The 22921-nt window shown below is 38.5% G+C and carries 25 protein-coding genes and 1 pseudogene; 7 read left to right on the forward strand and 19 right to left on the reverse strand.

Annotation, left to right across the window (positions count from 1 at the left end):
- Window positions 1-27: 27 nt before the first annotated feature.
- Both CORI_RS09670 and metE read right to left on the reverse strand, forming a co-directional pair.
- Complete coding sequence (locus CORI_RS09670; protein ID WP_172197191.1) at window positions 28-945, reverse strand: methylenetetrahydrofolate reductase; 918 nt, start codon at window positions 943-945, stop codon at window positions 28-30.
- A 40-nt stretch (window positions 946-985) separates the two neighbouring features.
- On the reverse strand, window positions 986-3247 hold the full coding sequence (gene metE / locus CORI_RS09675) for a 5-methyltetrahydropteroyltriglutamate--homocysteine S-methyltransferase (RefSeq protein WP_173031798.1): 2262 nt from the start codon (window positions 3245-3247) through the stop codon (window positions 986-988).
- Between the two features lie 536 nt (window positions 3248-3783).
- On the opposite strand from metE, the gene rpmI reads away from it, so the two are divergent.
- Together rpmI and rplT are read left to right on the forward strand one after the other, a co-directional pair.
- Window positions 3784-3975: a 50S ribosomal protein L35 gene (gene rpmI, locus CORI_RS09680; RefSeq protein ID WP_169942931.1), complete on the forward strand. Its 192-nt coding sequence runs from the start codon at window positions 3784-3786 to the stop codon at window positions 3973-3975.
- 89 nt (window positions 3976-4064) lie between these two features.
- The gene (rplT, locus tag CORI_RS09685; protein ID WP_172197185.1) at window positions 4065-4421 is read left to right on the forward strand and encodes a 50S ribosomal protein L20; all 357 of its coding nucleotides are present in this window, start codon (window positions 4065-4067) and stop codon (window positions 4419-4421) included.
- Window positions 4422-4655: 234 nt separating this feature from the next.
- Here the strand turns inward: rplT and CORI_RS09690 are convergent, their stop codons facing one another.
- Genes CORI_RS09690 through coaE form a run of 3 tightly spaced genes read right to left on the reverse strand, consistent with a single transcriptional unit; the run spans window position 4656 to window position 6682 of the window.
- Window positions 4656-5366 carry a glucosaminidase domain-containing protein gene (locus CORI_RS09690; RefSeq protein ID WP_173031799.1) on the reverse strand — a complete coding sequence of 237 codons (711 nt, stop codon included), beginning with the start codon at window positions 5364-5366 and terminating at the stop codon, window positions 4656-4658.
- Window positions 5347-6090, reverse strand: a complete 744-nt coding sequence (gene dapF / locus CORI_RS09695) for a diaminopimelate epimerase (RefSeq protein WP_173031800.1) — start codon at window positions 6088-6090, stop codon at window positions 5347-5349. Before dapF ends, CORI_RS09690 begins: the two co-directional genes overlap by 20 nt.
- Window positions 6071-6682, reverse strand: coding sequence for a dephospho-CoA kinase (gene coaE, locus CORI_RS09700; RefSeq protein WP_216842243.1), 612 nt, complete (start codon window positions 6680-6682; stop codon window positions 6071-6073). Before coaE ends, dapF begins: the two co-directional genes overlap by 20 nt.
- Before the next feature lie 73 nt (window positions 6683-6755).
- Between coaE and purM the strand changes: the two genes are divergently transcribed.
- On the forward strand, window positions 6756-7739 hold the full coding sequence (gene purM, locus CORI_RS09705) for a phosphoribosylformylglycinamidine cyclo-ligase (protein WP_173031801.1): 984 nt from the start codon (window positions 6756-6758) through the stop codon (window positions 7737-7739).
- Between the two features lie 19 nt (window positions 7740-7758).
- Here purM and CORI_RS09710 read toward each other — a convergent pair whose 3' ends face one another.
- From CORI_RS09710 to CORI_RS09750, 10 genes are all read right to left on the reverse strand, one after another.
- The gene (locus tag CORI_RS09710; protein ID WP_173031802.1) at window positions 7759-8442 is read right to left on the reverse strand and encodes a putative DNA-binding domain-containing protein; all 684 of its coding nucleotides are present in this window, start codon (window positions 8440-8442) and stop codon (window positions 7759-7761) included.
- Complete coding sequence (locus tag CORI_RS09715; protein WP_173031803.1) at window positions 8439-9251, reverse strand: DUF692 domain-containing protein; 813 nt, start codon at window positions 9249-9251, stop codon at window positions 8439-8441. Before CORI_RS09715 ends, CORI_RS09710 begins: the two co-directional genes overlap by 4 nt.
- A 5-nt stretch (window positions 9252-9256) precedes the next feature.
- Window positions 9257-9517, reverse strand: coding sequence for a hypothetical protein (locus tag CORI_RS09720; RefSeq protein WP_173031804.1), 261 nt, complete (start codon window positions 9515-9517; stop codon window positions 9257-9259).
- Window positions 9518-9592: 75 nt separating this feature from the next.
- Window positions 9593-10771 carry a replication-associated recombination protein A gene (locus tag CORI_RS09725; protein WP_173031805.1) on the reverse strand — a complete coding sequence of 393 codons (1179 nt, stop codon included), beginning with the start codon at window positions 10769-10771 and terminating at the stop codon, window positions 9593-9595.
- Window positions 10772-10890: 119 nt separating this feature from the next.
- Window positions 10891-13044, reverse strand: a complete 2154-nt coding sequence (locus CORI_RS09730; RefSeq protein WP_173031806.1) for a TonB-dependent receptor — start codon at window positions 13042-13044, stop codon at window positions 10891-10893.
- Between the two features lie 204 nt (window positions 13045-13248).
- Entirely contained in the window at window positions 13249-13761 is a 513-nt protein-coding gene (locus tag CORI_RS09735) for a pyridoxamine 5'-phosphate oxidase family protein (protein ID WP_173031807.1), read from the reverse strand.
- Window positions 13762-13769: 8 nt separating this feature from the next.
- Window positions 13770-13988, reverse strand: coding sequence for a hypothetical protein (locus CORI_RS10615; protein WP_216842244.1), 219 nt, complete (start codon window positions 13986-13988; stop codon window positions 13770-13772).
- Between the two features lie 15 nt (window positions 13989-14003).
- Window positions 14004-14612: an HAD family hydrolase gene (locus tag CORI_RS09740; protein ID WP_216842245.1), complete on the reverse strand. Its 609-nt coding sequence runs from the start codon at window positions 14610-14612 to the stop codon at window positions 14004-14006.
- 11 nt (window positions 14613-14623) lie between these two features.
- Complete coding sequence (ung, locus tag CORI_RS09745) at window positions 14624-15319, reverse strand: uracil-DNA glycosylase (RefSeq protein ID WP_173031808.1); 696 nt, start codon at window positions 15317-15319, stop codon at window positions 14624-14626.
- A 2-nt stretch (window positions 15320-15321) separates the two neighbouring features.
- Complete coding sequence (locus tag CORI_RS09750; protein WP_173031809.1) at window positions 15322-15993, reverse strand: DUF2625 family protein; 672 nt, start codon at window positions 15991-15993, stop codon at window positions 15322-15324.
- Window positions 15994-16097: 104 nt separating this feature from the next.
- On the opposite strand from CORI_RS09750, the gene CORI_RS09755 reads away from it, so the two are divergent.
- From CORI_RS09755 to CORI_RS09770, 4 genes are all read left to right on the forward strand, one after another.
- Complete coding sequence (locus tag CORI_RS09755; RefSeq protein ID WP_173031810.1) at window positions 16098-16655, forward strand: YbaK/EbsC family protein; 558 nt, start codon at window positions 16098-16100, stop codon at window positions 16653-16655.
- A gap of 70 nt (window positions 16656-16725) precedes the next feature.
- Window positions 16726-17871, forward strand: coding sequence for an iron-containing alcohol dehydrogenase (locus CORI_RS09760; RefSeq protein WP_173031811.1), 1146 nt, complete (start codon window positions 16726-16728; stop codon window positions 17869-17871).
- Window positions 17872-17912: 41 nt separating this feature from the next.
- Window positions 17913-18467, forward strand: coding sequence for a flavin reductase family protein (locus tag CORI_RS09765; RefSeq protein ID WP_173031812.1), 555 nt, complete (start codon window positions 17913-17915; stop codon window positions 18465-18467).
- A 54-nt stretch (window positions 18468-18521) separates the two neighbouring features.
- On the forward strand, window positions 18522-19250 hold the full coding sequence (locus CORI_RS09770; protein ID WP_173031813.1) for a hypothetical protein: 729 nt from the start codon (window positions 18522-18524) through the stop codon (window positions 19248-19250).
- A gap of 125 nt (window positions 19251-19375) precedes the next feature.
- Here CORI_RS09770 and CORI_RS09775 read toward each other — a convergent pair whose 3' ends face one another.
- From CORI_RS09775 to dnaG, 4 genes and pseudogenes are all read right to left on the reverse strand, one after another.
- Window positions 19376-19927 (reverse strand): restriction endonuclease, encoded by a 552-nt coding sequence (locus CORI_RS09775; protein WP_301952218.1) that lies wholly within the window; start codon window positions 19925-19927, stop codon window positions 19376-19378.
- Window positions 19916-20140 (reverse strand): annotated as a pseudogene (locus CORI_RS10825) (winged helix-turn-helix domain-containing protein); the annotation flags it as partial. The pseudogene CORI_RS10825 and the gene CORI_RS09775, both read right to left, overlap by 12 nt.
- 69 nt (window positions 20141-20209) lie before the next feature.
- Complete coding sequence (locus tag CORI_RS09780; protein WP_173031814.1) at window positions 20210-21196, reverse strand: argininosuccinate synthase domain-containing protein; 987 nt, start codon at window positions 21194-21196, stop codon at window positions 20210-20212.
- The gene (dnaG, locus tag CORI_RS09785; RefSeq protein ID WP_173031815.1) at window positions 21193-22878 is read right to left on the reverse strand and encodes a DNA primase; all 1686 of its coding nucleotides are present in this window, start codon (window positions 22876-22878) and stop codon (window positions 21193-21195) included. The genes CORI_RS09780 and dnaG overlap by 4 nt, the downstream gene beginning before the upstream one ends.
- Window positions 22879-22921: the final 43 nt, after the last annotated feature.

Raw genomic sequence — 22921 nt, forward strand, 5'->3', positions numbered from 1 at the left:
AAATTTGGCAGATTAGCTCTGCCAAATTTAACTTCTATAACTCACATTTGTTTTTGATATTATCTCTTTTATCCCCTCAAGAAGCCTTAAAGAAGCCTCTATCTCGCTCTTTCTAGCCGATATGCTTTCTATGTTTGCACCTACGCTTACGCCTTTTGCGAGGCTATATTTGTAAAGAAAGTTAAAAAGCTCCAAGCTTAAATTTACCGACGCACTCAGTATATCTTCGCTATTTTTAAGCCTCTCTTCAAAATAATGCGGGATACTTATACCAAGCCACTTCATAAATTCAAGCGTCTTAAGGCTGCCGCAAGGAGTGAATGTAAATATTATCGGCACCTTTTGAATGCTAAGCTTAGAATAATCATCTATAAATTTCTTCGCATTTTCAAGATCATAAACAGCCTGAGTGATAAAGTATTTACATCCGTTTATGGTTTTACTCGCTACTTTTAGATGCTCGCTTGCGTTTTTAGCATGTCGCTCCGGTATGCAAATGCCGCCAAGAAACAGATCAAATTTGCCCTTCTTTGCTATATTATACGCATCATCAAGCCTCAGGCTGATATCTTGCTCTTTTGAGCTGGCACCCACAAAAACATTTAAATTTACACTTTGGGTTTTTAAATTTTGCTCAAATTCAGCCTTGTCATATTTACCCACAACCTTATAAATAATAGCCTCAACGCTAGTTTTAAGGTAATTTTTATAATACTCCTCAGGCTCAATGGTCTTTATAAACTCAAAAATACGCTCGTTTTTATTTCTATTACTCTCATCTTGCAAATCATAAAGCACGATTCCATCGACATCTATGCTCTCTATCCTATCTCGCCAAATTTTAGCTATTCGGTTGCGCTCGGACTCTTCTAAATGAATTTTTGGCGGGGTTAGTCCATAAAGCAAAATCCCCGGCTCACAGTTTAAAATTTTATCCTTTAACATATCAAAGCCTTTGATTTAAGCCCCGAAAAGGAGCTTAAATTTATAAACTTCTAGCGATCTTAACCGCTTCGATCATGTTTTTAAGGCTAGGCTTAACCTCTTCCCATTTGCGAGTCTTAAGTCCGCAGTCGGGGTTTATCCACAGCTGCTCTTTTGGAAGCACTTCAAGTAGCGCCTTGATCTGCTCAACCATCTCGCCAACTTCAGGCACGCGCGGACTGTGGATATCATAAACTCCGGGACCAACCTCTTGTTTATAACCGACCTCTTTAAAAATTTTAAGAAGCTCATTGCCACTTCTTGCAGTCTCTATCGATATCACGTCAGCATCCATCGCCTCGATCGTCTTGATGATGTCGTTAAATTCAGAATAACACATATGAGTGTGAATTTGAGTTCTAGCATCCGCCGAGCTTACCGACAATTTGAAACAATCAACGGCAAATTTCTCATACTCGCCTATATTTTCGGCTCTTAGCGGATAGCCCTCTTTAAATGCAGCCTCATCAACCTGAATGATCTTAATGCCCGCGTTTTGCAAATCCGAAATTTCATCATAGATACAAAGTGCAAGCTGCTTAGCGATCTGGCTACGAGGCTTATCATCACGCACAAACGACCAGTTTAGGATCGTTACAGGTCCTGTTAGCATACCTTTCATTATCTTTTTGGTTTTGCTTTGAGCGTAGCTTATCCACTCGACCGTCATCGGATTTGGCCTGCTTACATCGCCAAATAAAAGTGGCGGCTTTACGCATCTGCTGCCATAGCTTTGAACCCAACCGTTCTCGCTAAAAGCATAGCCTTTAAGCTGTTCGCCGAAATACTCAACCATGTCATTCCTCTCGGGTTCGCCGTGAACCAGCACATCAAGCCCGATCTCTTCTTGAAATTTCACGCACTCATCGATATACGCTTTGATATCGGCTTCATAAACTTCTTTTGTGATAAGTCCTTTTTTATAAGCGTTTCTTACCTGTCTAAGCTCTGATGTTTGAGGAAACGAGCCTATCGTAGTTGTCGGCAAAATTCCGTAATCCAAAGTCTCTTTTTGCACCTTTATACGCTCGTTATACGGCGTATCGCGCTCAAATTTAGTTAAATTTGCAACGCGGCTTGCAACCTCTTTTGAGTGAATCAGCTCGGAATTTGCACGAGTAGCTACGGCTTGTTTGTTTTCAGAGTAAATTTTAGCCTCGCACTCGCTTAAATTTTCGCCGTTTGCAAGCTTGGCGATGATCTTTATCTCATCAAGTTTTTCCACCGCAAAGCTCAGCCAGCTTTTGATTTGAGGATTTAGCTTCTCTTCGTATTTTAGTGTATAAGGCACATGAAGAAGCGAGCAGCTGGTGCCTATGTAAAAGTCTTTTCCGTTTAACGCAGAGGCGATCTCTTTTACAAATTTGACCTTCTCGTCAATGTTGCTTTTCCAGATATTTCTACCGTCAACCACACCGGCAAAAAGCACCTTGTCGCTGTTTGCTATGACGCTAAGCGCGGCTTTGTTTTTATCCGTATGAACAAAGTCAAGTCCGATACCGTAAATTTTAGTTTTAACCAGCTCATTTACCGCTTTTAAAGCATTTTCAAAATACGTCATAAATATGATTTTAACGTTACTTGCCACACCTGCAAACTCATCGTAAATTTTTATAAACCTAGCAAGCTCTTCGTCTTTGTCCGTTACGAAAATCGGCTCGTCAAATTGAACTAAAATTTCATCGTCAAGCTTTGAAATTTCGGCTATCAGCTTTTTGTATTCATTAGCAAGGCTATCAAAATGCTTAAACGCACAACTTCCGTCGGTCGTCTTTGAAAGAGCCAAAAACGTTATAGGTCCGATTAAATTTATCTTGCCCTTAACTCCGTTCGCCTTAGCTTCGTTGTATTCGGCGATGATTTTGCTTGAATTCAGGCTAAATTCACTATCCGAACAAAGCTCAGGCACGATGTAGTGGTAGTTTGTGTTAAACCACTTTGTCATCTCCATAGCAACGCCGCTTTTATTTCCTCTAGCAAGCGCGAAATACTGCTCCAGTCCGCTTAAATTCGCAAATCTCGGCGGAACGCAACCAAAAGTAATGATATTATCAAGCACCAAATCATAAAATGAAAAGTCATTTACGCTGATAGCTGAAATTCCTGCGTTTTTTTGATAATCCCAATGTCTGACTTTAAGCTTTTTTGCGGTATCTTGAAGCGTTGCCTCATCGGTTTTACCCGCCCAAAAATTTTCTAAAACCTTTTTTAATTCTCTTTGCTCGCCTATTCTTGCAAAACCTGTTACAAAACTTTTTATCATAATTTTTCCTTCTAAAATCTAAATTTCAATGTGAAAATTTATAGCTCAAATTTAAGTTATAAAAAACAATGGCCAATGGTTAAAATAAATGTTAAATGTGTGATTTTAGAGGCACATGGGCGGATGACATCCGCTTTTTCTGAGTGAGAAGTGAAATTTGTAGTATTCGTTGCCGTAAATTTTAGCGGCAAATTTCAAAAATTGAGAAGCTCTATTTCTAAAAACGCAGTTGCAATGCAACGGACATCCGCTTAAAAACGTATTAATTCGTATAATTAAAAAAGTGTAATTATTTAAAAAACTCTTCGCAGCTTTGATTTGATCTTTTAATCTAAGCCCGAATTTAAGAAGCCTTAAGCATGGGACATGACATTTTGTAGTCCTTTAAAGTGAATTTGAAGTGGCATTATAAAGATATTTTTATAAAAAATCAAGAGCAAAAGTTGCAAAACAGATAAATTTAAATTTTTTAAAGAAATTTTGGGTATAATCTCGCTCTTACCTAAGCGTAAGAAAAATTTTAAAAGGATTTAGTAATGCCAAAGATGAAATCTGTTCGCGGCGCTGCTAAGCGTTTTAAAGTGGGTAAAAACAAGATTAAAAGAGGCTCAGCATTTAGAAGCCACATTTTAACCAAAAAATCTCGCAACAGAAAAAGAGATTTAAGAAGCCCTCAATACGTTGATAGCACAAATGTCGCAAGCGTTAAATCAATGCTTTGCATGTAATTTAAGTTTTTGACACAAGGTCATTCAAACTCCCCCGATTTTAGGGGCAAGATTCGCTCGGCGAACGCCAATTTGTAAAAAGGATAAATATGGCAAGAGTAAAAACAGGCGTAGTTAGAAGAAGACGCCATAAAAAGGTATTAAAGCTAGCTCGTGGCTTTTACAGCGGAAGACGCAAACACTTTAGAAAAGCTAAAGAGCAGTTAGAAAGAAGTTTAGTTTACGCTTATAGAGACAGACGCGCTAAGAAACGCGATTTCCGCCGTCTTTGGATAGTTAGAATCAACGCTGCTTGCAGACTAAACGATATCAGCTATTCACGCTTCATCAACGGTCTTAAAAAGGCTAACATACAATTAGATAGAAAAATTTTAGCCGATATGGCTATGAATGACCCAAAAGCTTTTGCACAGATTGCTTCTCAAGTAAAGGCTGTTTTAAAATAATTTCAAATTTCTCGCTCAAAAGAGCGAGAAATTCTTTCAATTTCAAAGCTGCACAATCATAATTTAATATTTATAAGCAGTTATCAAAATATAAATTTTCTGTTCCTTAGGTGTAAAATTACAGGCACTCTGCTTATATAATTACAGCAAAGCAAATTTCGTCACTATCGTTGTTTTAAAATGATAAATTAAAGATTTAAACATGAGCAAGTTTTATTTATCCACTATGCGAATTCAATAATCATACTTCGTTAAATCAAGCTGATTTATAAGCGTCTTTAGCATCTTTACATACTCTTCGCCAAGCTCTGAGTAGTTTTGCATAGTTTCAGCCGCACTAAGTCCGCTAAAAAGCCTGCCACTTCTTGCAAATTCCGCACGGGACAACCTAAAATTTTCATATGCAACGTTTGAGTTCAAATTTAGCGCATACATCTGGACAGACTCTTGCAAACTACTAAAAATTCTAATCTTGTGTCGCTTTCCGCGCGCCCTATCAAGCGGCACAAGTCCTACTTCTCCCCAAGTATAATGCCCAAAGATATTGTTTGCCTCTTTTGTAAATCTACTCTCGCCCCAACCGCTCTCGATAGCGGCTTGAGCTATGGCCAGCGAAACGGGAATTTCTCTTATCCGCACCAGATATTCATTAACATTAAAAATATGCTTTATATTATGCTCGCTTGCGATTTTAGCTAGCTGTATATAACTATCCTCATCAAGCTCACGCAGACCCTGCCTCCAAGCTTGAACAACAAAAGCTACGCAAAATTCGCGCTTTGAAGCTATAACACTATTTACATTTACGATAATTGGCCCAATTTCAGCTATAAAAGCTTCCTTTTTCGCTTTGCCTTTTAGAGTATAGTATTCATCGCTAAAGCCGGCATTTAAGCTAGTTACGACAAGCAAAACAAGCCAAATTTTACTCCATAAAATTCGCATCAAAGCAGTGTCTTACCTTGCCCTTAAAAAATATCTTTTCATCTTTAAGCCTCAAACCAAGCTCTTCGCCACTTTTTGGAAAGACGCAAATTTGCTCTTTTAAGCCTAAATTTTTAACTCCTGCGTAAAAGCACGCCGCCATTCCCGTCCCACAAGCGTTTGTTTCAGCCTCTACTCCGCGCTCGTAGGTTCTAACAAACAAATTTTCGCCTTCAATTTTGGCGAAATTTACGTTTGCATTATGATCTTGACGCATTTGACGAGCCAAATCCCGATCGAAGTCATTTAAATTCTCACAAAAACTAACAAGATGAGGAACGCCCGTATCGTAAAAATACCACTCTCGCCCCAACTTACTGAATTTATCGGCTATCTTAAGAGGTTTTGTTAGTTCAACTTCTACTATATCGCCGTTTACGCTACCGCTAACGCTTCCTGCGCCCGTAGATAGAGTTATCTCTTCTGTGTTAGTTAGTTTGTTAGTAACGGCATACAAAAGCGCTGCTCTTGAGCCATTGCCGCACATCGCCGCGTAGCTTCCGTCACTGTTATAAAATTCCCATTTTACGCCGTTTTCAAAAGGAAGTAAAACGATAAGCCCATCAGCCCCCACGCCGTTAAATCTATCGCATAAAATTCTAGCTAACTCGCTTCGATCTTCGCTAACAAAAGTGTGAAATATCACAAAATCATTTCCGCTTGCGTTATACTTCGATACTCTCATACATGCCTTTCAAATTTCTTAAAAACCCATCAACTTGGGCTTGCAAATCCTTTAAATTTCCGCTATTGTCTATAACAAAATCAGCCATTTCACGCTTTTTTTCTATATCCATTTGAAGCTCTATTCGATTTTTAGCCTCCTCATAGCTTAAGCCGTTTCGCTTCACAATGCGATCTATTAAAGTTTTTGCAGGAGCGTAAACAACTACTACATAATTAAATTTCGCCTTGCCAAGACCCTCGAAATAAAGCGGAATATCTACAAAATAAGGCAAATTTTTACTCTCAAGCTTGTTGCAAAGCTCATAAATTTTCGCATCTATTCTTGGATGAAGTAAATTTTCAAGCCATTTAAGCGCACTCTTATCATTAAATACGATTGCGCCAAGCTTTTTTCTATCAATTTTGTCAAAGGACAAAATTTCCTCGCCAAATTTTCTTACAACCTCATCCTTGCAAGCTTCAAGCTCCTCATGAGAAATTTCATCTGCGTCAATCACTTCAAAACCATACATCTTAAGCAGGTTTAAAAATGTGCTTTTGCCGCTTCCTATCGTGCCCGTAACCACGAAAGCATGGTTAAATTTCATCAAATTTCGCCTTTGATTTTTAATTCGATTTTAGCAAGTTTTAGCTAAAATTAGGCAAATTTCAAAAAGGGATAAAATGATAAGCTATAAAGACGCAGGAGTTGATATTGACGCCGGAAACAGCTTCGTAGAAAAGATCAAGCCATATGTAAAATCAACTTTTACGCCGCTAGTTTTAGGCGGTATCGGGTCGTTTTCAGGAGCTATAAAACTGCCAAGCGGATACAAAAATCCCGCCATATTAGGAGCTACGGACGGAGTTGGCACAAAACTAAGGCTTGCGATTGATGCGGATAAATTTGACACAGTCGGGCAAGACTTGGTTGCAATGTGCGTGAACGACCTGATTTGCAACTTCGCCACGCCGCTTTTTTTCTTAGACTACTACGCAACGGCAAAACTTGACATAAATAGCGCGGCGCAAGTAGTAAAAGGGATCGCCGAGGGTTGTAAACTAGCTCAGTGCGCACTCATAGGCGGAGAAACTGCAGAGATGCCTTCGATGTATGAGGGCAAGGACTTTGACTTAGCGGGCTTTGCGGTAGGAATGGCGGAGATAGACGAGATCGATAGAAGTAAATTTGTCCATGAAGGAGACGTCATAATCGCACTTCCTAGCAGCGGTCTTCACTCTAACGGCTTTTCGTTAGCAAGGAGGGTTGTTAGTGAGTTAGGGCTTAAATTTGACGATAAAATCGGCGATAAAACACTTATAGATACGCTTTTAGAGCCTACTAGAATTTATATAAAAGAATTTTTAAGTCTAAAAGATAAAATAAACGCCCTAGCACACATAACAGGCGGTGGCTTAGTCGAAAACTTGCCTCGCGTTTTCCCTGACGGACTTGGCGCAAAGATAGAAAAATCAGCTATCAAAACGCCTGAAATTTTTAAAATCATCGCTCAAAAAGTAGAGCCGTCCGAGATGATGAGAACCTTTAATATGGGCGTAGGTATGGTATTTATAGTTAGCAAAGACAAAGTTGACAGTGTGCTGACAGACTCTGACGGCTACATAATCGGAGAAATCATTAAAGGTAAAGGTATAGGGCTAGTATAAAAAATTTGCAAAAAGGAGTTTAAATTTGCTCTAAAATTCCAAGATTGCAAAGCTCTTTTAGCGAAATTTCAAGCTCTTTTTTCATAGCTTTCTTATCAAATTCATACTGGTTTTGTAAATTTTCAAGCGACTCAGAAGCGCTAAATTTCTTCAAATTTCTTAAAAAATCATACATAAAATTTGAAATTTCTCTATAAACCGCTTGATTGGCTTTCAAGTCATAATATGCAAGTAAGTAGCTTTTTTCTTTTTTATCAAACTCTTTTAAATGCACTTTGTAGTTTAAAATTTTTACTTTAGCATTTTTTGAAATTTTGTATCTATTTTGCCAGTTAAATTTATGAAATTTAAAATCTGAAAAATCTTGCATAAAAAGTTCTACTTCACTAAACTCAAGCCACAAAAGATCATCTACAAAAGGAAACTCTTTAAGCATCTTTTGCTCTTTTATAAATTTTCTAAAATCCTTGGGCAGCTGCCAAATAAGCGTTGTTTTAGCATAACCGCAAGCTATAAATTTACTAACTTCTTTTTTGAATTTGTCCTCACCTATCACAGAAAACAAAATCGGATTTGCATTAGTAAGAACTTCGTAGAATCTATTAAATATAAGCTCGGTATAGAGCTTCGTACCTTGCGAGGAAACCTTGATTTGCTTGGTAATCTCTTTAAAAAATTTACTTTGACTCTTATTTACACTCATGCATTTTTCCAAATTTCACGCATTTTTTCATACTCCGCAACAAGCTCGGCAAGAAGAGGAATTTGATTATCACGCTCTATCATACAAGGAGCTTTTTGTTTCTTGAGTGTGTAAGACAACAGTTGCCAAACTTCATCGCAAATATCGCCACCGTGAGTATCCACAAGCATCTTGTATTCACGATCATCCATATGTCCTGCCACATGAATATAAGCAAGTTTAGATAAATCAAGCTCATCTATGAATTTATATGGATCAAATTTATGATTTACGGAATTTACATAGACGTTATTTACGTCTAGTAGTAACTTAGCGCCACTTTTTTTCATTAAAGAATTCGTAAATTCAGTCTCACTCATTTCGCATTCAAGAGTGTAATAATAAGTAGCATTCTCTAAGATGACTTCTCGTTTTAGCTCATTTTGAACATATTCAACTCGCTCGCAAAGCAAATTTAGCATCTCGTGAGTGAGCGGGAGAGGCAAAAGTTCGTGCGTATGATGAGCATTGAGCGTAGAAAAACTTATATGATCTGAGTAAAATTTGATATCGTATCTATCCAAAAAAGCTTTTAAATTTTTTAGATATTTTTTGCTAGGTTTTGTATCAGAGCCGATAGATAGTGTTACGCTATGAGCCACAAGAAGATTGTCATAAGCTATTTTTTCAAAATTTTCCCTATGGGCATGTGGGATAAAAAACCAATTTTCAGGAGTTACCTCCCAAAAATCAGGCTTAAATCCGCTTTTTATAATATCACTTAGATGCTCGCGCCTAAGTCCGAGTCCACATTTTGTGATATTTTGCATTTTAATTACTTTTTAGATGCGCCACATCCGCCTTGAGTGGCTTTGCTATCTTTTGAAGCTCCGCAACTACCATGAGCAGCTTTGCTATCAGTCGCTCCACATTTTGCTGTTCCGCATGATGCATTTACATCTTTTTTAACTTCAGTACCGTTTTTGCTACCGCCACATTTTGCTGTTCCGCAGTTTGCACTAGCTGCAAATACGCTTGTAGCACCTGTTAAAGCTACGCCAAGAAGTGCGCCTACTACTTTTTTAGATTTTTTCATAACAATTCCTTTTTGGTAATTTATTTTAGAGAAGTGATATTATCGTGACTTTTTTAATAAATATTAAATGCAGGATTATTTTTTGAATTTTATTTTTGTTATCCACTCTTCAAGCGTCTTTTCAAATCCTATGCCGTTGCTTTCGTAAAATTTAAGCGGTTTTGCCAGATACTTTTGCTCGACCCAACCGCCAAAACTATGCGGATACAGATAATCTTTCGCCTCAGGAGAAGTGTTTATAAGATAAGGAGGAATTTTAAGAGGCGGCTCATCTTTGACATACTTTAAAGCCTCATTTATAGCCTTGTAGCTTGAATTTGATTTCGGCGAGCAGGCTAGATAAACAGCGCATTGCGCTAAGATTATACGCGCTTCGGGATAGCCGATTTTACTAACCGCAATCATCGTGTTAGTGGCTAAATTTAAGGCATTTGGGTTAGCATTGCCCACATCTTCACTTGCAAATATCACCATCCTACGAGCTATAAAATCAGCGCTTTCGCCGGCATCAATAAGCCTTGCAAGATAGTATATAGAGGCGTTTTCATCGCTTCCGCGCATGCTTTTTATAAAAGCGCTTGCCAAGTGGTAGTGCGTATCATCCTCGCTAATTCCTTCACCAACAGCGTTAGCGCGAAGCATTTTTAAATTTTCAAGAGTTATATCAGGACTTAAATTTAGCGCAAATTCAAGCAAATTTAAAAAACTTCTCGCATCTCCGCCGCTACTTTTAAACAGATACTCTTTAGCGTCATCATCTATTTGAAATTCCACCTCGTCACTCACTCTCTTAAGCAGTTTTTCAAAGTCAACCGAATTTAAAGGCTTAAACTCAAAAAGCATCGAGCGGCTTCTGATGCCCGAGCTAAGAGTAAAGTATGGATTTTCGGTGCTTGCGCCTATTATGATCGCCTTGTAATTTTCCATAGGGATTAGTAGCGCTTCTTGCTGAGTCTTGCTTAGGCGGTGAATTTCGTCAATGAAAAACAGCGGTTTATTTAAAGCGTTTTCATAGTTTTTTAGGATTTTGCGAAACTCGTCTATCTTTAAATTTCCGCCGTCAAATTCATAAAAATCATAGCTCATCGCTCCAGCAACGACTCTTGCAAAGCTGGTTTTACCGCATCCCGCAAGTCCGTAAAATATACTATGCGGGATCTTTTGATTTGCGATAAATTTCTTAAAAATCTCTACGATATCTTTTTGTCCGCAAATTTCATCGAGCGTTTTAGGTCGAAATTTAAGAGCAAACATAAACTTCCTTTTTATAATGGCAGGCTTTTGTTTTGTTGATTATATTAGAATTTGTATTAAAGTGGGTTTTAGGGGATAAAAAGAGAATTTGAAGGCAAATTTATGCCTTCAAATTTGAGTTAAAATTTCTTTTCAAAGTCGATATAAAAATTTCTGCCTTTGCCAACTCTGCTTGAATCAACAAATTCTCTTGTGTGCATATACTCTTTGTTGAAGATATTATTTACTCCAAAACTGATTTTAAATCCTTGATTTAGTAACTTACTATCAAAATTCTTAGGCGCCCAAGAACCTCTTAAGTTCACAATCATAAATTTTTCGTTGTGAAAAATGTATGTTTCACCTCTTGATACAATTTGCCATTGATCACGTTTTGGCTTAAACCAGTAATTTACATCAGCTCCTAAATTAAGGTACCATGGAGCATATAAATAATTCACTCCAAATATTAACTTGTCAGCATATACAGAAATTCTTTTTTTAGTCTTTTTATCATATACTTTTGTATGATCATAACCTAAATTAAAACTAAGATTATTTATATCATATCTGCTTTCTATTTCATATCCGTATCGTTTAGCATTGTCTATGTTTTCATATCTTGCATATATTCTGTTTGGCGCAGTAGGATCAAAAGGAGGATTCCCAAGCTCTGGATGTTCTTTAATGGCGATCATGTCTTTTATGTTGCCGTTATAATAAGTGGTTTTTAAATAAAATCTGTCATTATCTAGCAAATTTTCTTTATCAACAGAAAAGCCTACTTCAAATTCTTTTGCGATTTCAGGTTTTAAACTATTATTCGGCAGATAATAATAATGAGGATTAAGAGGACCTGCAGCCGCTGTTTCATTTGGAGTAGGTCCTCTAAATGTTTCGGCATATCCTGCGAGCAAATTCAAGCCGTCAAAAATTTCATAAGCCATAGCAATTTTTGGCGAGAATCTAGATTCAGAATAAGGCTCTCTTCCTTCAAGCTTTACGCCACGTTTAAATCTATCAAATCTTCCTCCGAGAGTTAGTTCTAATCTCGAAAAATCAATCACGTCTTGAACATAAATTCCAAAATCTTTATAAAAATTAGGGAACGATCCAAAATCAAGCAACTCTCCATCAGCTACAAATATAGCATTTTCTTTTCGTTGTTCATAATCCGCACCAACAACAAGCCTATGCTCTAAAGAAGCGGTATTTAAAAAGCTTTCATTTTTTAAATTTATACCCCATCTATCATCTTTATTTGTATAGTCATTTACAAAGGCTCTTCGACCGGTAGCAGATCTGATTCTGTGATTTTGTGCTGATGAATTATAGTACTCCGCACTAAAATTTATCCAAGGATTATTTATCGGAAGATATTTATACTCAACTTTATAGTCGCGTTGTTTTAGTTGACCAATAGTTGGAGCAAATCCCGGCTCACTCCAGAAAAGCGATTGCCAAGGACTAACAAAATTTTCATGATAGTTATATACACTAAAATCAAGTCCATGCTCATCAGTTATATCCCATTGTGCTTTTGCAAATACAGTATTGATACGCTCATCATTTACTGCATATTTTGTGCCGCCTCTTTGTCCGTCTTTTGCCATTTTCATAATACCAAAATCAGCATGCTTGCCATAAATCAAAATTCCAAAATTTTCAGTAGGTTTTACAGCAATTGCAGCACGGTTTGAATTCATATTATTGCTTTCTTGCCTATGTCCGATCATTACACCATAACTGCCATCAGGATTTATAAAATCACCCACATCTTTTGTTTGCATACTTACGATACCGCCTATCGCACCGCTTCCATGAAGAACTGACGAGCCACCTTTTACTACTTCAACTCTCTTTAAAAGATCATTATCTACACGAAAACTTGAAATCTGGTTTGAAAATAAAGAAGGAGAGCGCTTTATGCCATCTTGTTCTATTATAACCCTTGCTTCGGTTTGATAGCCAAATCCGCGAATATTAAAAGACTGGCCGACTTGTCTTCCATAATCAAGTCCTGTCTGAACACCTGGTATCTTTGCGATATTTTCTATAATGGATGGTGATTTTGCTAAATCATTCTGATTTATAACACTAACTTGCCCCGCATACTTAGCCACATCGGTTTCACTTCTGTTTGCGGTAACGGATACCATATCAAGCTGAGCCGTACCTAACGTAGAATTTGTATGCATGCGTTTTGCACGAATATTTTTTACATCCGCACCTTGTACTAAAGAAACAGACGCACCCAAAAGCATGATAGCTGCTATCTTGCTAAATTTATGCATGTTTTATCCTTTTTTGATATAAATATTAGATAGATAAATTAATAATCAATATTATATTTGACTTAATATTAACACTTGTTTTCTTAGATGTAAGTTAAATTTGAGCAATTAGTAAATAATATTTTAATGACATTATAATGGTGATTTATTTTTACTGGTCGGTAGAGATAAATTTGAATGCGGATAAAAAATATATCTTAATCTTTACAAAATTTTAGCCTTGGCGCTTAGAGATTTTATTTTAAGTTCGTAAATATAAAGATGATTTAGCCCGTGATACGCCGCAGTTTCAAACGCACTCATATATTCAGGCGTATATTTTTCACAAAGAAGTCGTAAAGCTTTGATTTTCTTAGTATCCTCAGCGACAAGATAAGCCTTAGTCTCAGCTATCGCGCTTTTGTATTCGGTAGTAAAGACTCTACTTCCAAGTCTCGCTCCATCATCCTTCATCGCCTCAAATTCAGCCTCGGTATGCTTTGGAACTTTATTATACGACACGCACACCATCTTAACATCTTTGCCGTCTTTAAAAAGCCTAGCCTTTGAGCCTGCAACCGCGCCGTGTATATAGACACTCATGCCTTCTCTTGCTATAGAGATAGGTATAGAAAATACTCCACCGCTCTCATCTACGCAGCTTATAACGGCATATTCGCTGTTATCGATTATCTCAAGCGCCTCTTCGTCGCATAAATTTCTATCTTTTCTACGCATATTTATCCTTAAATTTTCTTATATTTTTCGATCTGCTGCAAGGCGTAAATGTGATCTAAAATTGATTTTAAAATTTTAAAAATTTTCTTATCCTCTCTATAATCCGCCTCGGCGGCATAGGTGGCTCTTTTATATTTTATTAGCTCTTCGGCTTTAAATTTAGCGTTTCTTTTATTAGGCGGATAGACGGCTATAGAAAAGCCGCCTTGATAATTAACCATCTTCATAGCGGGTATATCCGTCTATCCATCGCCTATGTAAATCATCCTGCTAAAAGGAATTTCTCTTTGCTCTTCGTCTACGTATTTGTTGATCAAAGAGTTGTCCCATGCGTTATCAATGCCTTTATTTATCCTAAATAAAAACTGCGTCTTTGTCGTGTAGTTTATAGCCATCGCAGGCCAGATAGGTATATCGTGCTGATCGTAAAAATACGATGAAGCGTAGATGTATTTGAAATTTTTAGCTATAGAGGTGCCCTCTATCATTTCTTTGGTGCCCGAAGATATGATGTAGTGCTCAAGCTCGATATTTTTGCTTTTTGCATACTCGTTGATCTTGCCAAAATACTCTTCAACTCCGTTAAACAACACAACGCTTTCTCCGTGCGCTCTTATACTGTTTTTGTCGTATTTAGCTTTATTTAGCGACGCTTTTGAGATCATAAGATACATATAAGCTAAAATTTCGTCCATCTCGTTTGCTTTGGCTATCTGCTTTACCTCTTTCCAAAAGCTATCTTTGCTTGTGCCGATACTAGGCAAAAATGAGTTTTCTTGTATATTGCCTTGAGCTAAAGTCCCGTCAAAATCATAAACTATCGCCGCTTTAATTTTATTTTGCTTAGCCATAAAAACCCTTTTTAATACTTATAATTATTCAAATCCCAATCAATCGCGCTCATGCCTTTGCTAACAAGATAGTCGTTACACTTTGAAAAATGACGCGAACCAAAGAACGCGCCACGCGCTAACGGACTTGGATGAGCGGCCGTTAGTACAAGGTGTTTGTTAGCATCTATAAGAGGAATTTTAGCCTTTGCGGGATTCCCCCAAAGCATAAATACTACATTTTCTTTTTTATCGCTAACGACTCTTATAGCAGCATCGGTAAATTCCTGCCAGCCAAAATTTGCATGCGAATTTGCTTGCCCTGCCCCAACCGTCAAAGTCGCATTAAGAAGCAACACTCCTTGCTTCGCCCAATATGTAAGATCGCCGGAATTTGGCTCGCTGATCCCAAGATCATCGTAAATTTCTTTATAGATATTAACCAGACTCGGCGGCACTCGCACTCCGTTTGGCACGCTAAAACTAAGCCCCATAGCCTGACCTGCGCCATGATATGGATCTTGCCCGAGAATTACGACTTTCACTTTATCAAAAGGCGTTAAATTAAAAGCGTTAAATATAAGCGAATTTGGCGGATAGACCCTACCTAATCTCAAAGCACTTATCAAATTTTGTTTTATCTGAGCGAAGTACGGACTTAAAAACTCTTGCTTGAGAACCTTCTTCCAGCCCGCTTCGATCTGAACGTTATTAATATCTATCTGCATACTTACCTCTTTAAACTATTTGCAAATTCAAGCGTCAAACGAAAATTTTCCTCTGCACTAACTGCTCGTTTACTAACACTATTTATGTTAGCACCCTCTTTAGTCCACAAAAACGGCATAAAGGCAAATACCTCATCAAAACTTATAGCCCTAACCTCTTCTCGCCAATTTTCAAAGAAAAATCCTTCATAAAATTTCTCCAAATCACCGTTAAAAACCCAATTTATAAACTCCGAGTAGCTAATGCCAAGACCTTGCCACTCTAAGCTATCTTGAGCAAAATAGTAAATTTTACCCGCATCTTTACCAAGCCCACCGGCGTTTATCGCAAAATTTCCGCCAAGCACGTCATCGGCTATAAGTAAATAAGGCGCATTTAATGGTCTAAATTCATCTTGTACGGACTTATTAAACAAAACTATACTGCGCTTCATCTTTTCACAACCCGAGCCAAACACTCTCACCCAACCGTGATTTATGATAAGCCCGCCACTTTCATAAACAAGCGCTCCCATAGGCGAACGAGTAGTTACTTGCAAGCTAAGCAGCTCATTTTCCGCTCTTTTTTCATCGCGAGGTAAAAATTCGTAACTATTTCTAGCCTGACTTGAGAATTGTTTTATAAGTTTCATTCCGGGCTCACGTAAATTTACAAGCTCTTTTAGAGTTTTCATATCTTTAACCTATAAAATTTCTTAAAATCATAACCAAATTAAGCTAAAATTTCTAAACTCAAATTTAAAATTTAGCGTAAGTTTAAGATTTAAAAAGGAAATTTATGTCAGAGCAAATTTTGAATAAAATCATCACTCTTTTAAACGAAAACAAAGCTGATTTTAGAGTCGTAAATCACGAGCCTGCAGCTACCTCAGAGGCCTCAGCTAAAGCACGCGGTACGCTCATAGGACAGGGAGCAAAGGCTCTTGTGTGCGTGATAAAAGGAGTCAGTCCGCAAATTTCAACCGCAATCAAAGAAAGCTCTACAACGGAACAAACACGTCCAAGTAGTTCTCTTAAAAACACAAAACATTATGTTTTAGCGGTTCTTCCTGCGGATTATAAAGCAAATTTAGAGGCTATTACTTGCGAATTTGACGGCACTAAAACCTCTTTGGCAAGTCCTGCCGAAGTTAGCGAACTTACAGATTGCGTTATCGGCTCGGTTCCGCCCTTTAGTTTTCATGAAAGACTTGAGCTGATCGTTGATAGCAGGCTGTTTGAAAGGTTTGACGAGATAGCCTTTAACGCGGGCTTACTTGATCGCTCCATCATCTTAAACACGAAAGACTATAAGCGAATAGTAAAGCCACGAATCGTGAATTTTGCCACTATTTAAATAAAAACATTAATGCGGTAAATTTCAAATTTGTTATAATCAATCTACTTAATACCCAAAAGGAGTAAAAATGTATCATTTTAGCTTTTATAACCCTGTTAGGATAGAATTCGGCGAAGGCAAAGAGCAGCATATCGGAGCTTATATGAAAAAATTCAGCGCTAAAAAGACGCTTTTGCTCTATGGAAGCGAGCGAATCAAGCAGACCGGGTTATTTGACCTAGTGGCAAAAAGCCTAAAGCAAGAGCAGATAGAATTTACCGCTCTTGGCGGAGTTAAGAGCAATCCCGTGCTAAGTAAGGTAAATGAAGCGATCAAAATCGCACGAGAATTTGGCGCAGATAGCGTGCTTGCGGTTGGAGGCGGCTCGGTGCTTGACAGTGCCAAAACTATCGCCGCGGGAGCTTGTTATGAAGGTGATGTGTGGGATTTTTTCACAGGCAAAACTCCAAAGACCGCTCTTAAAATTTTTGATATCATAACTCTAGCCGCAACTGCAAGTGAGATGAACAACGGAGCCATCATAACCAAAGAAGAAACAAAAGAAAAGTACGCCATAAGCGGCGAGGCTCTATTTCCTAAAGTTTCCGTGATAAATCCAAAGCTTCAATCAACCGTAACAAGCGAGTATCTAGCCTACTCCGCAAGCGATGTGATAGCGCATTCTATCGAAGGATATTTCACGGCAAGCATTCATCCTGAAATCATAAATTTGCAAGTTGAAGCTAACATCAAAACGATAATAAAAACAACCGAAATTTTACTTCAAAATCCCGATGAATACGACGCAAGAGGCGAGTTTGCGTGGGCTGCGACAATGGCTTTAAACCACATAACCAGAGCAGGCACGAAGGACATAAGCTTTCCAAATCACATGATAGAGCACGCCATGAGCGCGGTAACGGACTGTGCGCACGGTGCTGGGCTTAGCGTGGTGATGCCTGCATGGATGAAGTGGTATAAAGATAAAAATTTAGCGCAGTTTGAGAGGTTTGGGCGAGAAATTTTTGGCGTAAATTCGGTAGACGAAGGCATACAAGCGCTTAAATCGTGGTTTGATAAGATAGGCACGCCGACAAGCCTTAAACAACTAAACATAGATAAAAGCACGCTAGAAGAGATTATTGATGTCGCCGCACAAAATGCCGTAGCCTGGAGAATGGATAAAATTTACACTAAAAAGACGATAGAAGAAATTTTAAATTTGGCAAACTAACGCTAACTAACAAGCTGTGTTAGCGCAAAACAGGAGCAAAAATGATAAAAGAAGTAGAACTCTCAAAAGCCTATAGACTGGTAAATACCGGCCCAACCTGCCTCATAAGCGCGAAATTTGAAGGCATAGAAAACGCGATGAGCGCATCTTGGGTTTGTGCGCTTGATTATGACAAGATAAGCGTAGTTATTGATTCTTTGGCATTTACGCGCTTGCTCATAGAAAGAAGCGGTTATTTTGCCGTTAGTATTCCGTGCGCGAAACAAGCAAATTTAGTTATGAAGCTGGGCTTAATCTCAAGACATCAAAATGCCGCTAAAATGCAAAATGTAAGGCTCTTTTATCAAGACGGCTTTAATGTGCCGTTAGTTGATGGTTGCCTCGCTTGGTTAGTATGTAAGGCGCTAACAAACAAAGCTAACCAGAGCGAATTTGACCTATTTATGGGCGAAGTTGTGGGTGCGTGGGCCGATACTAGAGTATTTGAAGAAGGTAGATGGAAATTTGACGAGTGCGAGGAGGAGTTAAGAAGCCTTCACTACGTAGCGGGCGGGGAATTTTATACGCTTGGTAAAAAGATAAATGTAAAGAGCTAAAATTTACTTTTGTTTAATAAAATTCAAAAATAATTTCATACCAAAAGGAAAAGAATGAAGAAATTTTTACCGCTTGCGATTTTAGCGGCGTTTTACGGATGTGGCGATAATAATATCGACACGGTTAAAAAATATACTTTCGAGCAAGACAAATCAATGAGCATAGGCACTGCGATCAATGGATTTAAAGAGTGCGGGAGCGTAAAGTGGCTTGATGAGAGTAACAAGGATCAAAAGATAGTAAGCGCTACTTGCACAGTAAAACCAAGCGTATTAAAGACGGAATTTGAAGATATAAACGGCAAATATCAAGCCGCACTTAAAAAAGAGCAAGACGAAAATCAAGAGCAGTTAGATAAAGCCGTAGAAAGAATTACGAGCGAATTTGAGCGCATAAAGCCGGGCACAAAACTAAACAAAGAAAAGATCATTGAGATCGCAGATAAATTTTGCAAATATGAAAAAGAAAATATATTTCCCGCAACTTGCGATAACGAAGCGATTGCAAAAACGCTCGCCGAGGAACATGATATAAAACAAGACTCATTATTTGCGTTAGCGGGCTTTGCTCACAACTTCTCTCATATCACGCTTCTTACTAAACGCGAAGTTAAACCGCTGTGGCTAGGTGCACTTCCTAAAGAGATCAAAGCTCGCGAATACAAATTCAGCTTTTTTATCAACACCGACAAAAGCGTGAGTATCAAAGAGATCGTTTTAACCGAGGATGGCGAGAGCAAGAAAATCAGCAAATCGATACTATCTAAGGTTTATGCTAGATAAATTTAAGGGGCGCTTCGCCTCTTAAATCAAACAAACTCGTCAAAGAAATCCTTATCGACTTCACAAATTTCGATATTTTGTCTGACCTCAACGCCCACCTTATACTTTATCATCAATTCCGCAAGTCACTCGCCGTCAATGAGAGCTATAGAGTGATCCTGCAAGTTTTTCGCATAATGCTCGGCATCTTTAGTAAATTTTGAAGTAGTGATGAAAACGCCCTTTTTCGTCTGCTTATCTAAAATAGCTCCTGCAAATTTATTAAGCTCGGGACGGGTGATGCTTCCTTGCCGGCGCTTAGCCTGAATATAAATTTTAGAAATTCCAAGCTCATCTTCGTTTATTATCCCATCTATACCGCCATCGGCTCCATCTTTTGTGAGTGTGCCTTCGCCGTAACCCATCTTAACCAAAAGATTTTTTACCAAGTCTTCAAAGAATTTGGGACTTTTAGCGTTTATCTCATCTAAAATTTGAGCCTTTAAAAGCTCTTTAAGCGCTATATCGGCACTATTTATAGCTTCTATCGGAGTTATATCTTTTGAATTTTGTTCATTTGCAGATAACGGCTTGTTATGTTTGCTACTTCTGGTTTTGTTATAAACCTCGTCATACCAAGAGCTAAATTTAGCCTCAGAGTTCTTATCGGAGCAAATTTTTACACCAAATTCTGTTATCTTAAAAGTGCCTCGCCCTATTTTTTGAGCAGGTCTTTTATTTTTTGGCAAATTCATAACCTCTTGTATAGAGGCAAGATAACTTAATGCCCAACTAGCCCTGCTTACGTATAAAAGCACTTTACCGCTTGGTATTTTAAGCTCCTTTTCATCATCGCTAAGTTTAAAATATTTCGACACGAATTCATAAATTTCTTTTCTATCCGCTTCGCTTTTAGCGCTAAGAAATCAAAGTATCGGTAGCATCATCTCTTTGTGACTTGGCACCATATAAATTCTCCTTTACGTTATAAACCACTCCTGAGCGGGGCTTTTATCCTCAAATGGCTTTGTGATGATAGTTCTTTCGCCGACTTTAGCGCTATACTCGCGCTCTTTATCCGCTCTTGTATAAGCAAGAGCTAAACGCACGGCAAATTTAAGATCCTCCTCATCGGCATTTAAATTTATAAGACTAACCGCGCCCACAACGCTATCGTCAAACTCTATTTGAGCAAATTTCGGATTTTGAAGCGCGAGTAGTTTTTCGTTATCGCTTTCGTCGCGTCCGATCACCATCTTTGAGCCGTTTTTAAGCCTCAAATGCCGCCCTATCCTAAGAAGCTGCATATCTTTTAGGCTCATATCTTTATCAAATTTTAAAAAGTCTTTTATCTTGTTTGCAAAGCCTTCGACCGTGAGCAAGCACCCACCCGCAGGGCTTTCAAAATCCACAAAACCGAATTTCTTAGCAAGCGCTATCTGAGGTTTTCTATCTCTTCCGCTAAGTCCAAGCAGGCGCTCTCTATCCACCCAACCCTCGTGCTCGGGCTTGGTTGGCTTCATAAGAAGTGCCGACATCGGACGCAAGATAAGATCATCTTCATCTTTAGCTAAAGTCTTTACATGCACCATAGCATCGCGCCTTTGGCTCATCGGACGCTGCCCAAGAACCTCACCCGTAGCAATAAAGCTCGCACCCTCGTCCTCCATCATGCCAAGAGCCGTCTTAAACATATACGCGTGACAATCGATACAGGGATTAAAGTGCTTACCATACCCAAATTTCGGATTAAAAAGCACATTTTGCAAATATTCGCTTCTGATATCGATTATCTTTAACTCCGCTCCCGCCATTGCCGCACGTTTTTTAAGCACCTCAAATTTACTCTCGCCCGCACCAAATCCTATATCAATATGAATAGCAAGCACATCTACGCCTTGCTCCTTTAAAAGCTTGATAGCAAGCATACTATCAAGCCCACCGCTAAATAAAACTAACGCTTTCACTTTTTAAATTTTTCCTCCAAATCTTCTAATACTTTTCTTATTTTTTTTAAAGTGATCTCTTTCTTTTCATAAGGTATATTTGAAGCCAAACAATTAGCCCGCATATCTTTGTAATAATCAATTTTAAGCCTATAAATAGCTTTTAGTACTGTCGCTTCATCTTGTAAAACATCAACGTTAAATAGCAAAATTTCGCGTAAAATAGGCTCATCCTCATCCGATCTTCGCAATACCGCATCAAATATATCACCGTATCTCAAAAAATACTCTCGCCTTACTAAATCTAAAACCATATCGCTTAAATTCTGATTTTCTAAAATTGTCTTAATAAGCTGAATTTCTACGCTTGAACGAAGCGGAATTTTCATGCCGTTTGTTTGATATGCAATTTGATATTCCTGCTGAGAAACGAAATCTTGAGAGTTAAGATTTTGCCTTGTAACACCGCTTAAACGAAAGGAATTCATATCTATCTTAAGCAAATTTGCCACAAGCGGCGCATAAGAATTTGCAATTATCGGCTTTAGACTCATCGTAAATTCACGCACCTCTTCAAGAGCCTTTTGCTTTTGTATCGGGCGGGTTAGGTCAAATTTAGCCACTAAATTTCTTATATAAAACTCTCCGATCTCAACTCCGCTTTCAAACATATCGCCAAGCTCTTTTATCTTGCCTGCCACGACCATATCGGCAGGATCGGCTCCGCCTTCAAGGATAACGACACTTCCGTCTATCTCGTTTTGCGCAAGCAGGTGAGCGGATTTAACAGCCGCGTTTATGCCCGCACTATCACCGTCAAAGCAAAGCACCACGCTTAGCTCGCCTCGCTTTAAAAGCGGCAAATGCTTTTGCGTAAGAGCCGTTCCAAGCACCGCTACGGCGTTGGTAAATCCGGCATGATGAAGCATAATCACGTCAAGATAGCCCTCGGTGATTATGATTTGATTTTTGGCGTGAATGTCGCGTTTTGCCAAGTGATAGCCGTAAAAAAGCGTTGATTTATCAAAAATTTCACTCTGAGGCGAATTTACGTATTTAGCCTGATGTCCCGAAAGCGTGCGTCCTCCAAAGCCAACAAGCTTGCCCGTGTGCGTGTAGATCGGAAAGGTGATACGCTGGATAAAACTTGCGTAAATTCCGCTTTCGTTTTGCTTGACGATGCCTGATTCAAGCGCTTCGTTTGGCAAAATTTGCTCGTTTTCAAGCAGTCTTATCGTCTGAATGCTATCAGGTGCAAACCCAAGCTCAAATTTCTCACAAAGCGCATCCGTAACACCCCGCGAGTATAGATACTCTATCGCCGCAGGAGTCTTATAAAGCAAACTGCGATAGTAGGCGTTTGCTTTTTCAAGGACGTGTTTATTTTCTTTCACATTTTCACGCTCGTTTTTTACGTAATTAAGCGTGAAATTTGAAAGCATCGCGATCTTTTCGATAGCTTCCGGATATGTAAGCTTTTCGTAATCCATCACGAATTTTATGACGTCTCCGCCCGCCTTGCATGAAAAGCAGTGAAATATCCCGCGGCTTGGGCTCACGCTCATGCTCGGGTTTTTATCGTCGTGAAACGGACATACGCAGACGTAGTTTGAGCCTGATTTTTTAAGTGGGATATAGTGCCCTACGATGTCGATTATATCGGCTTGTTCTTTGAGTTTTTCAATGGATTTTGGATCTATCATAAGCGAGATTATACAATCACTTGTTTGATTTCACACTGAACCG

This window comes from Campylobacter sp. CCUG 57310 (genome assembly GCF_013201975.1).
Taxonomy (GTDB): Bacteria; Campylobacterota; Campylobacteria; order Campylobacterales; family Campylobacteraceae; genus Campylobacter_A; species Campylobacter_A canis.

Bases quoted from the DNA above. Each gene is read 5' to 3' on its own strand.
- CORI_RS09670 (WP_172197191.1), bottom strand. From the start codon at position 945: ATGTTAAAGGATAAAATTTTAAACTGTGAGCCGGGGATTTTGCTTTAT.
- metE (WP_173031798.1), bottom strand. From the start codon at position 3,247: ATGATAAAAAGTTTTGTAACAGGTTTTGCAAGAATAGGCGAGCAAAGA.
- rpmI (WP_169942931.1), top strand. From the start codon at position 3,784: ATGCCAAAGATGAAATCTGTTCGCGGCGCTGCTAAGCGTTTTAAAGTG.
- rplT (WP_172197185.1), top strand. From the start codon at position 4,065: ATGGCAAGAGTAAAAACAGGCGTAGTTAGAAGAAGACGCCATAAAAAG.
- CORI_RS09690 (WP_173031799.1), bottom strand. From the start codon at position 5,366: ATGCGAATTTTATGGAGTAAAATTTGGCTTGTTTTGCTTGTCGTAACT.
- dapF (WP_173031800.1), bottom strand. From the start codon at position 6,090: ATGAGAGTATCGAAGTATAACGCAAGCGGAAATGATTTTGTGATATTT.
- purM (WP_173031801.1), top strand. From the start codon at position 6,756: ATGATAAGCTATAAAGACGCAGGAGTTGATATTGACGCCGGAAACAGC.
- CORI_RS09710 (WP_173031802.1), bottom strand. From the start codon at position 8,442: ATGAGTGTAAATAAGAGTCAAAGTAAATTTTTTAAAGAGATTACCAAG.
- CORI_RS09715 (WP_173031803.1), bottom strand. From the start codon at position 9,251: ATGCAAAATATCACAAAATGTGGACTCGGACTTAGGCGCGAGCATCTA.
- CORI_RS09720 (WP_173031804.1), bottom strand. From the start codon at position 9,517: ATGAAAAAATCTAAAAAAGTAGTAGGCGCACTTCTTGGCGTAGCTTTA.
- CORI_RS09725 (WP_173031805.1), bottom strand. From the start codon at position 10,771: ATGTTTGCTCTTAAATTTCGACCTAAAACGCTCGATGAAATTTGCGGA.
- CORI_RS09730 (WP_173031806.1), bottom strand. From the start codon at position 13,044: ATGCATAAATTTAGCAAGATAGCAGCTATCATGCTTTTGGGTGCGTCT.
- CORI_RS09735 (WP_173031807.1), bottom strand. From the start codon at position 13,761: ATGCGTAGAAAAGATAGAAATTTATGCGACGAAGAGGCGCTTGAGATA.
- CORI_RS10615 (WP_216842244.1), bottom strand. From the start codon at position 13,988: ATGAAGATGGTTAATTATCAAGGCGGCTTTTCTATAGCCGTCTATCCG.
- CORI_RS09740 (WP_216842245.1), bottom strand. From the start codon at position 14,612: ATGGCTAAGCAAAATAAAATTAAAGCGGCGATAGTTTATGATTTTGAC.
- ung (WP_173031808.1), bottom strand. From the start codon at position 15,319: ATGCAGATAGATATTAATAACGTTCAGATCGAAGCGGGCTGGAAGAAG.
- CORI_RS09750 (WP_173031809.1), bottom strand. From the start codon at position 15,993: ATGAAAACTCTAAAAGAGCTTGTAAATTTACGTGAGCCCGGAATGAAA.
- CORI_RS09755 (WP_173031810.1), top strand. From the start codon at position 16,098: ATGTCAGAGCAAATTTTGAATAAAATCATCACTCTTTTAAACGAAAAC.
- CORI_RS09760 (WP_173031811.1), top strand. From the start codon at position 16,726: ATGTATCATTTTAGCTTTTATAACCCTGTTAGGATAGAATTCGGCGAA.
- CORI_RS09765 (WP_173031812.1), top strand. From the start codon at position 17,913: ATGATAAAAGAAGTAGAACTCTCAAAAGCCTATAGACTGGTAAATACC.
- CORI_RS09770 (WP_173031813.1), top strand. From the start codon at position 18,522: ATGAAGAAATTTTTACCGCTTGCGATTTTAGCGGCGTTTTACGGATGT.
- dnaG (WP_173031815.1), bottom strand. From the start codon at position 22,878: ATGATAGATCCAAAATCCATTGAAAAACTCAAAGAACAAGCCGATATA.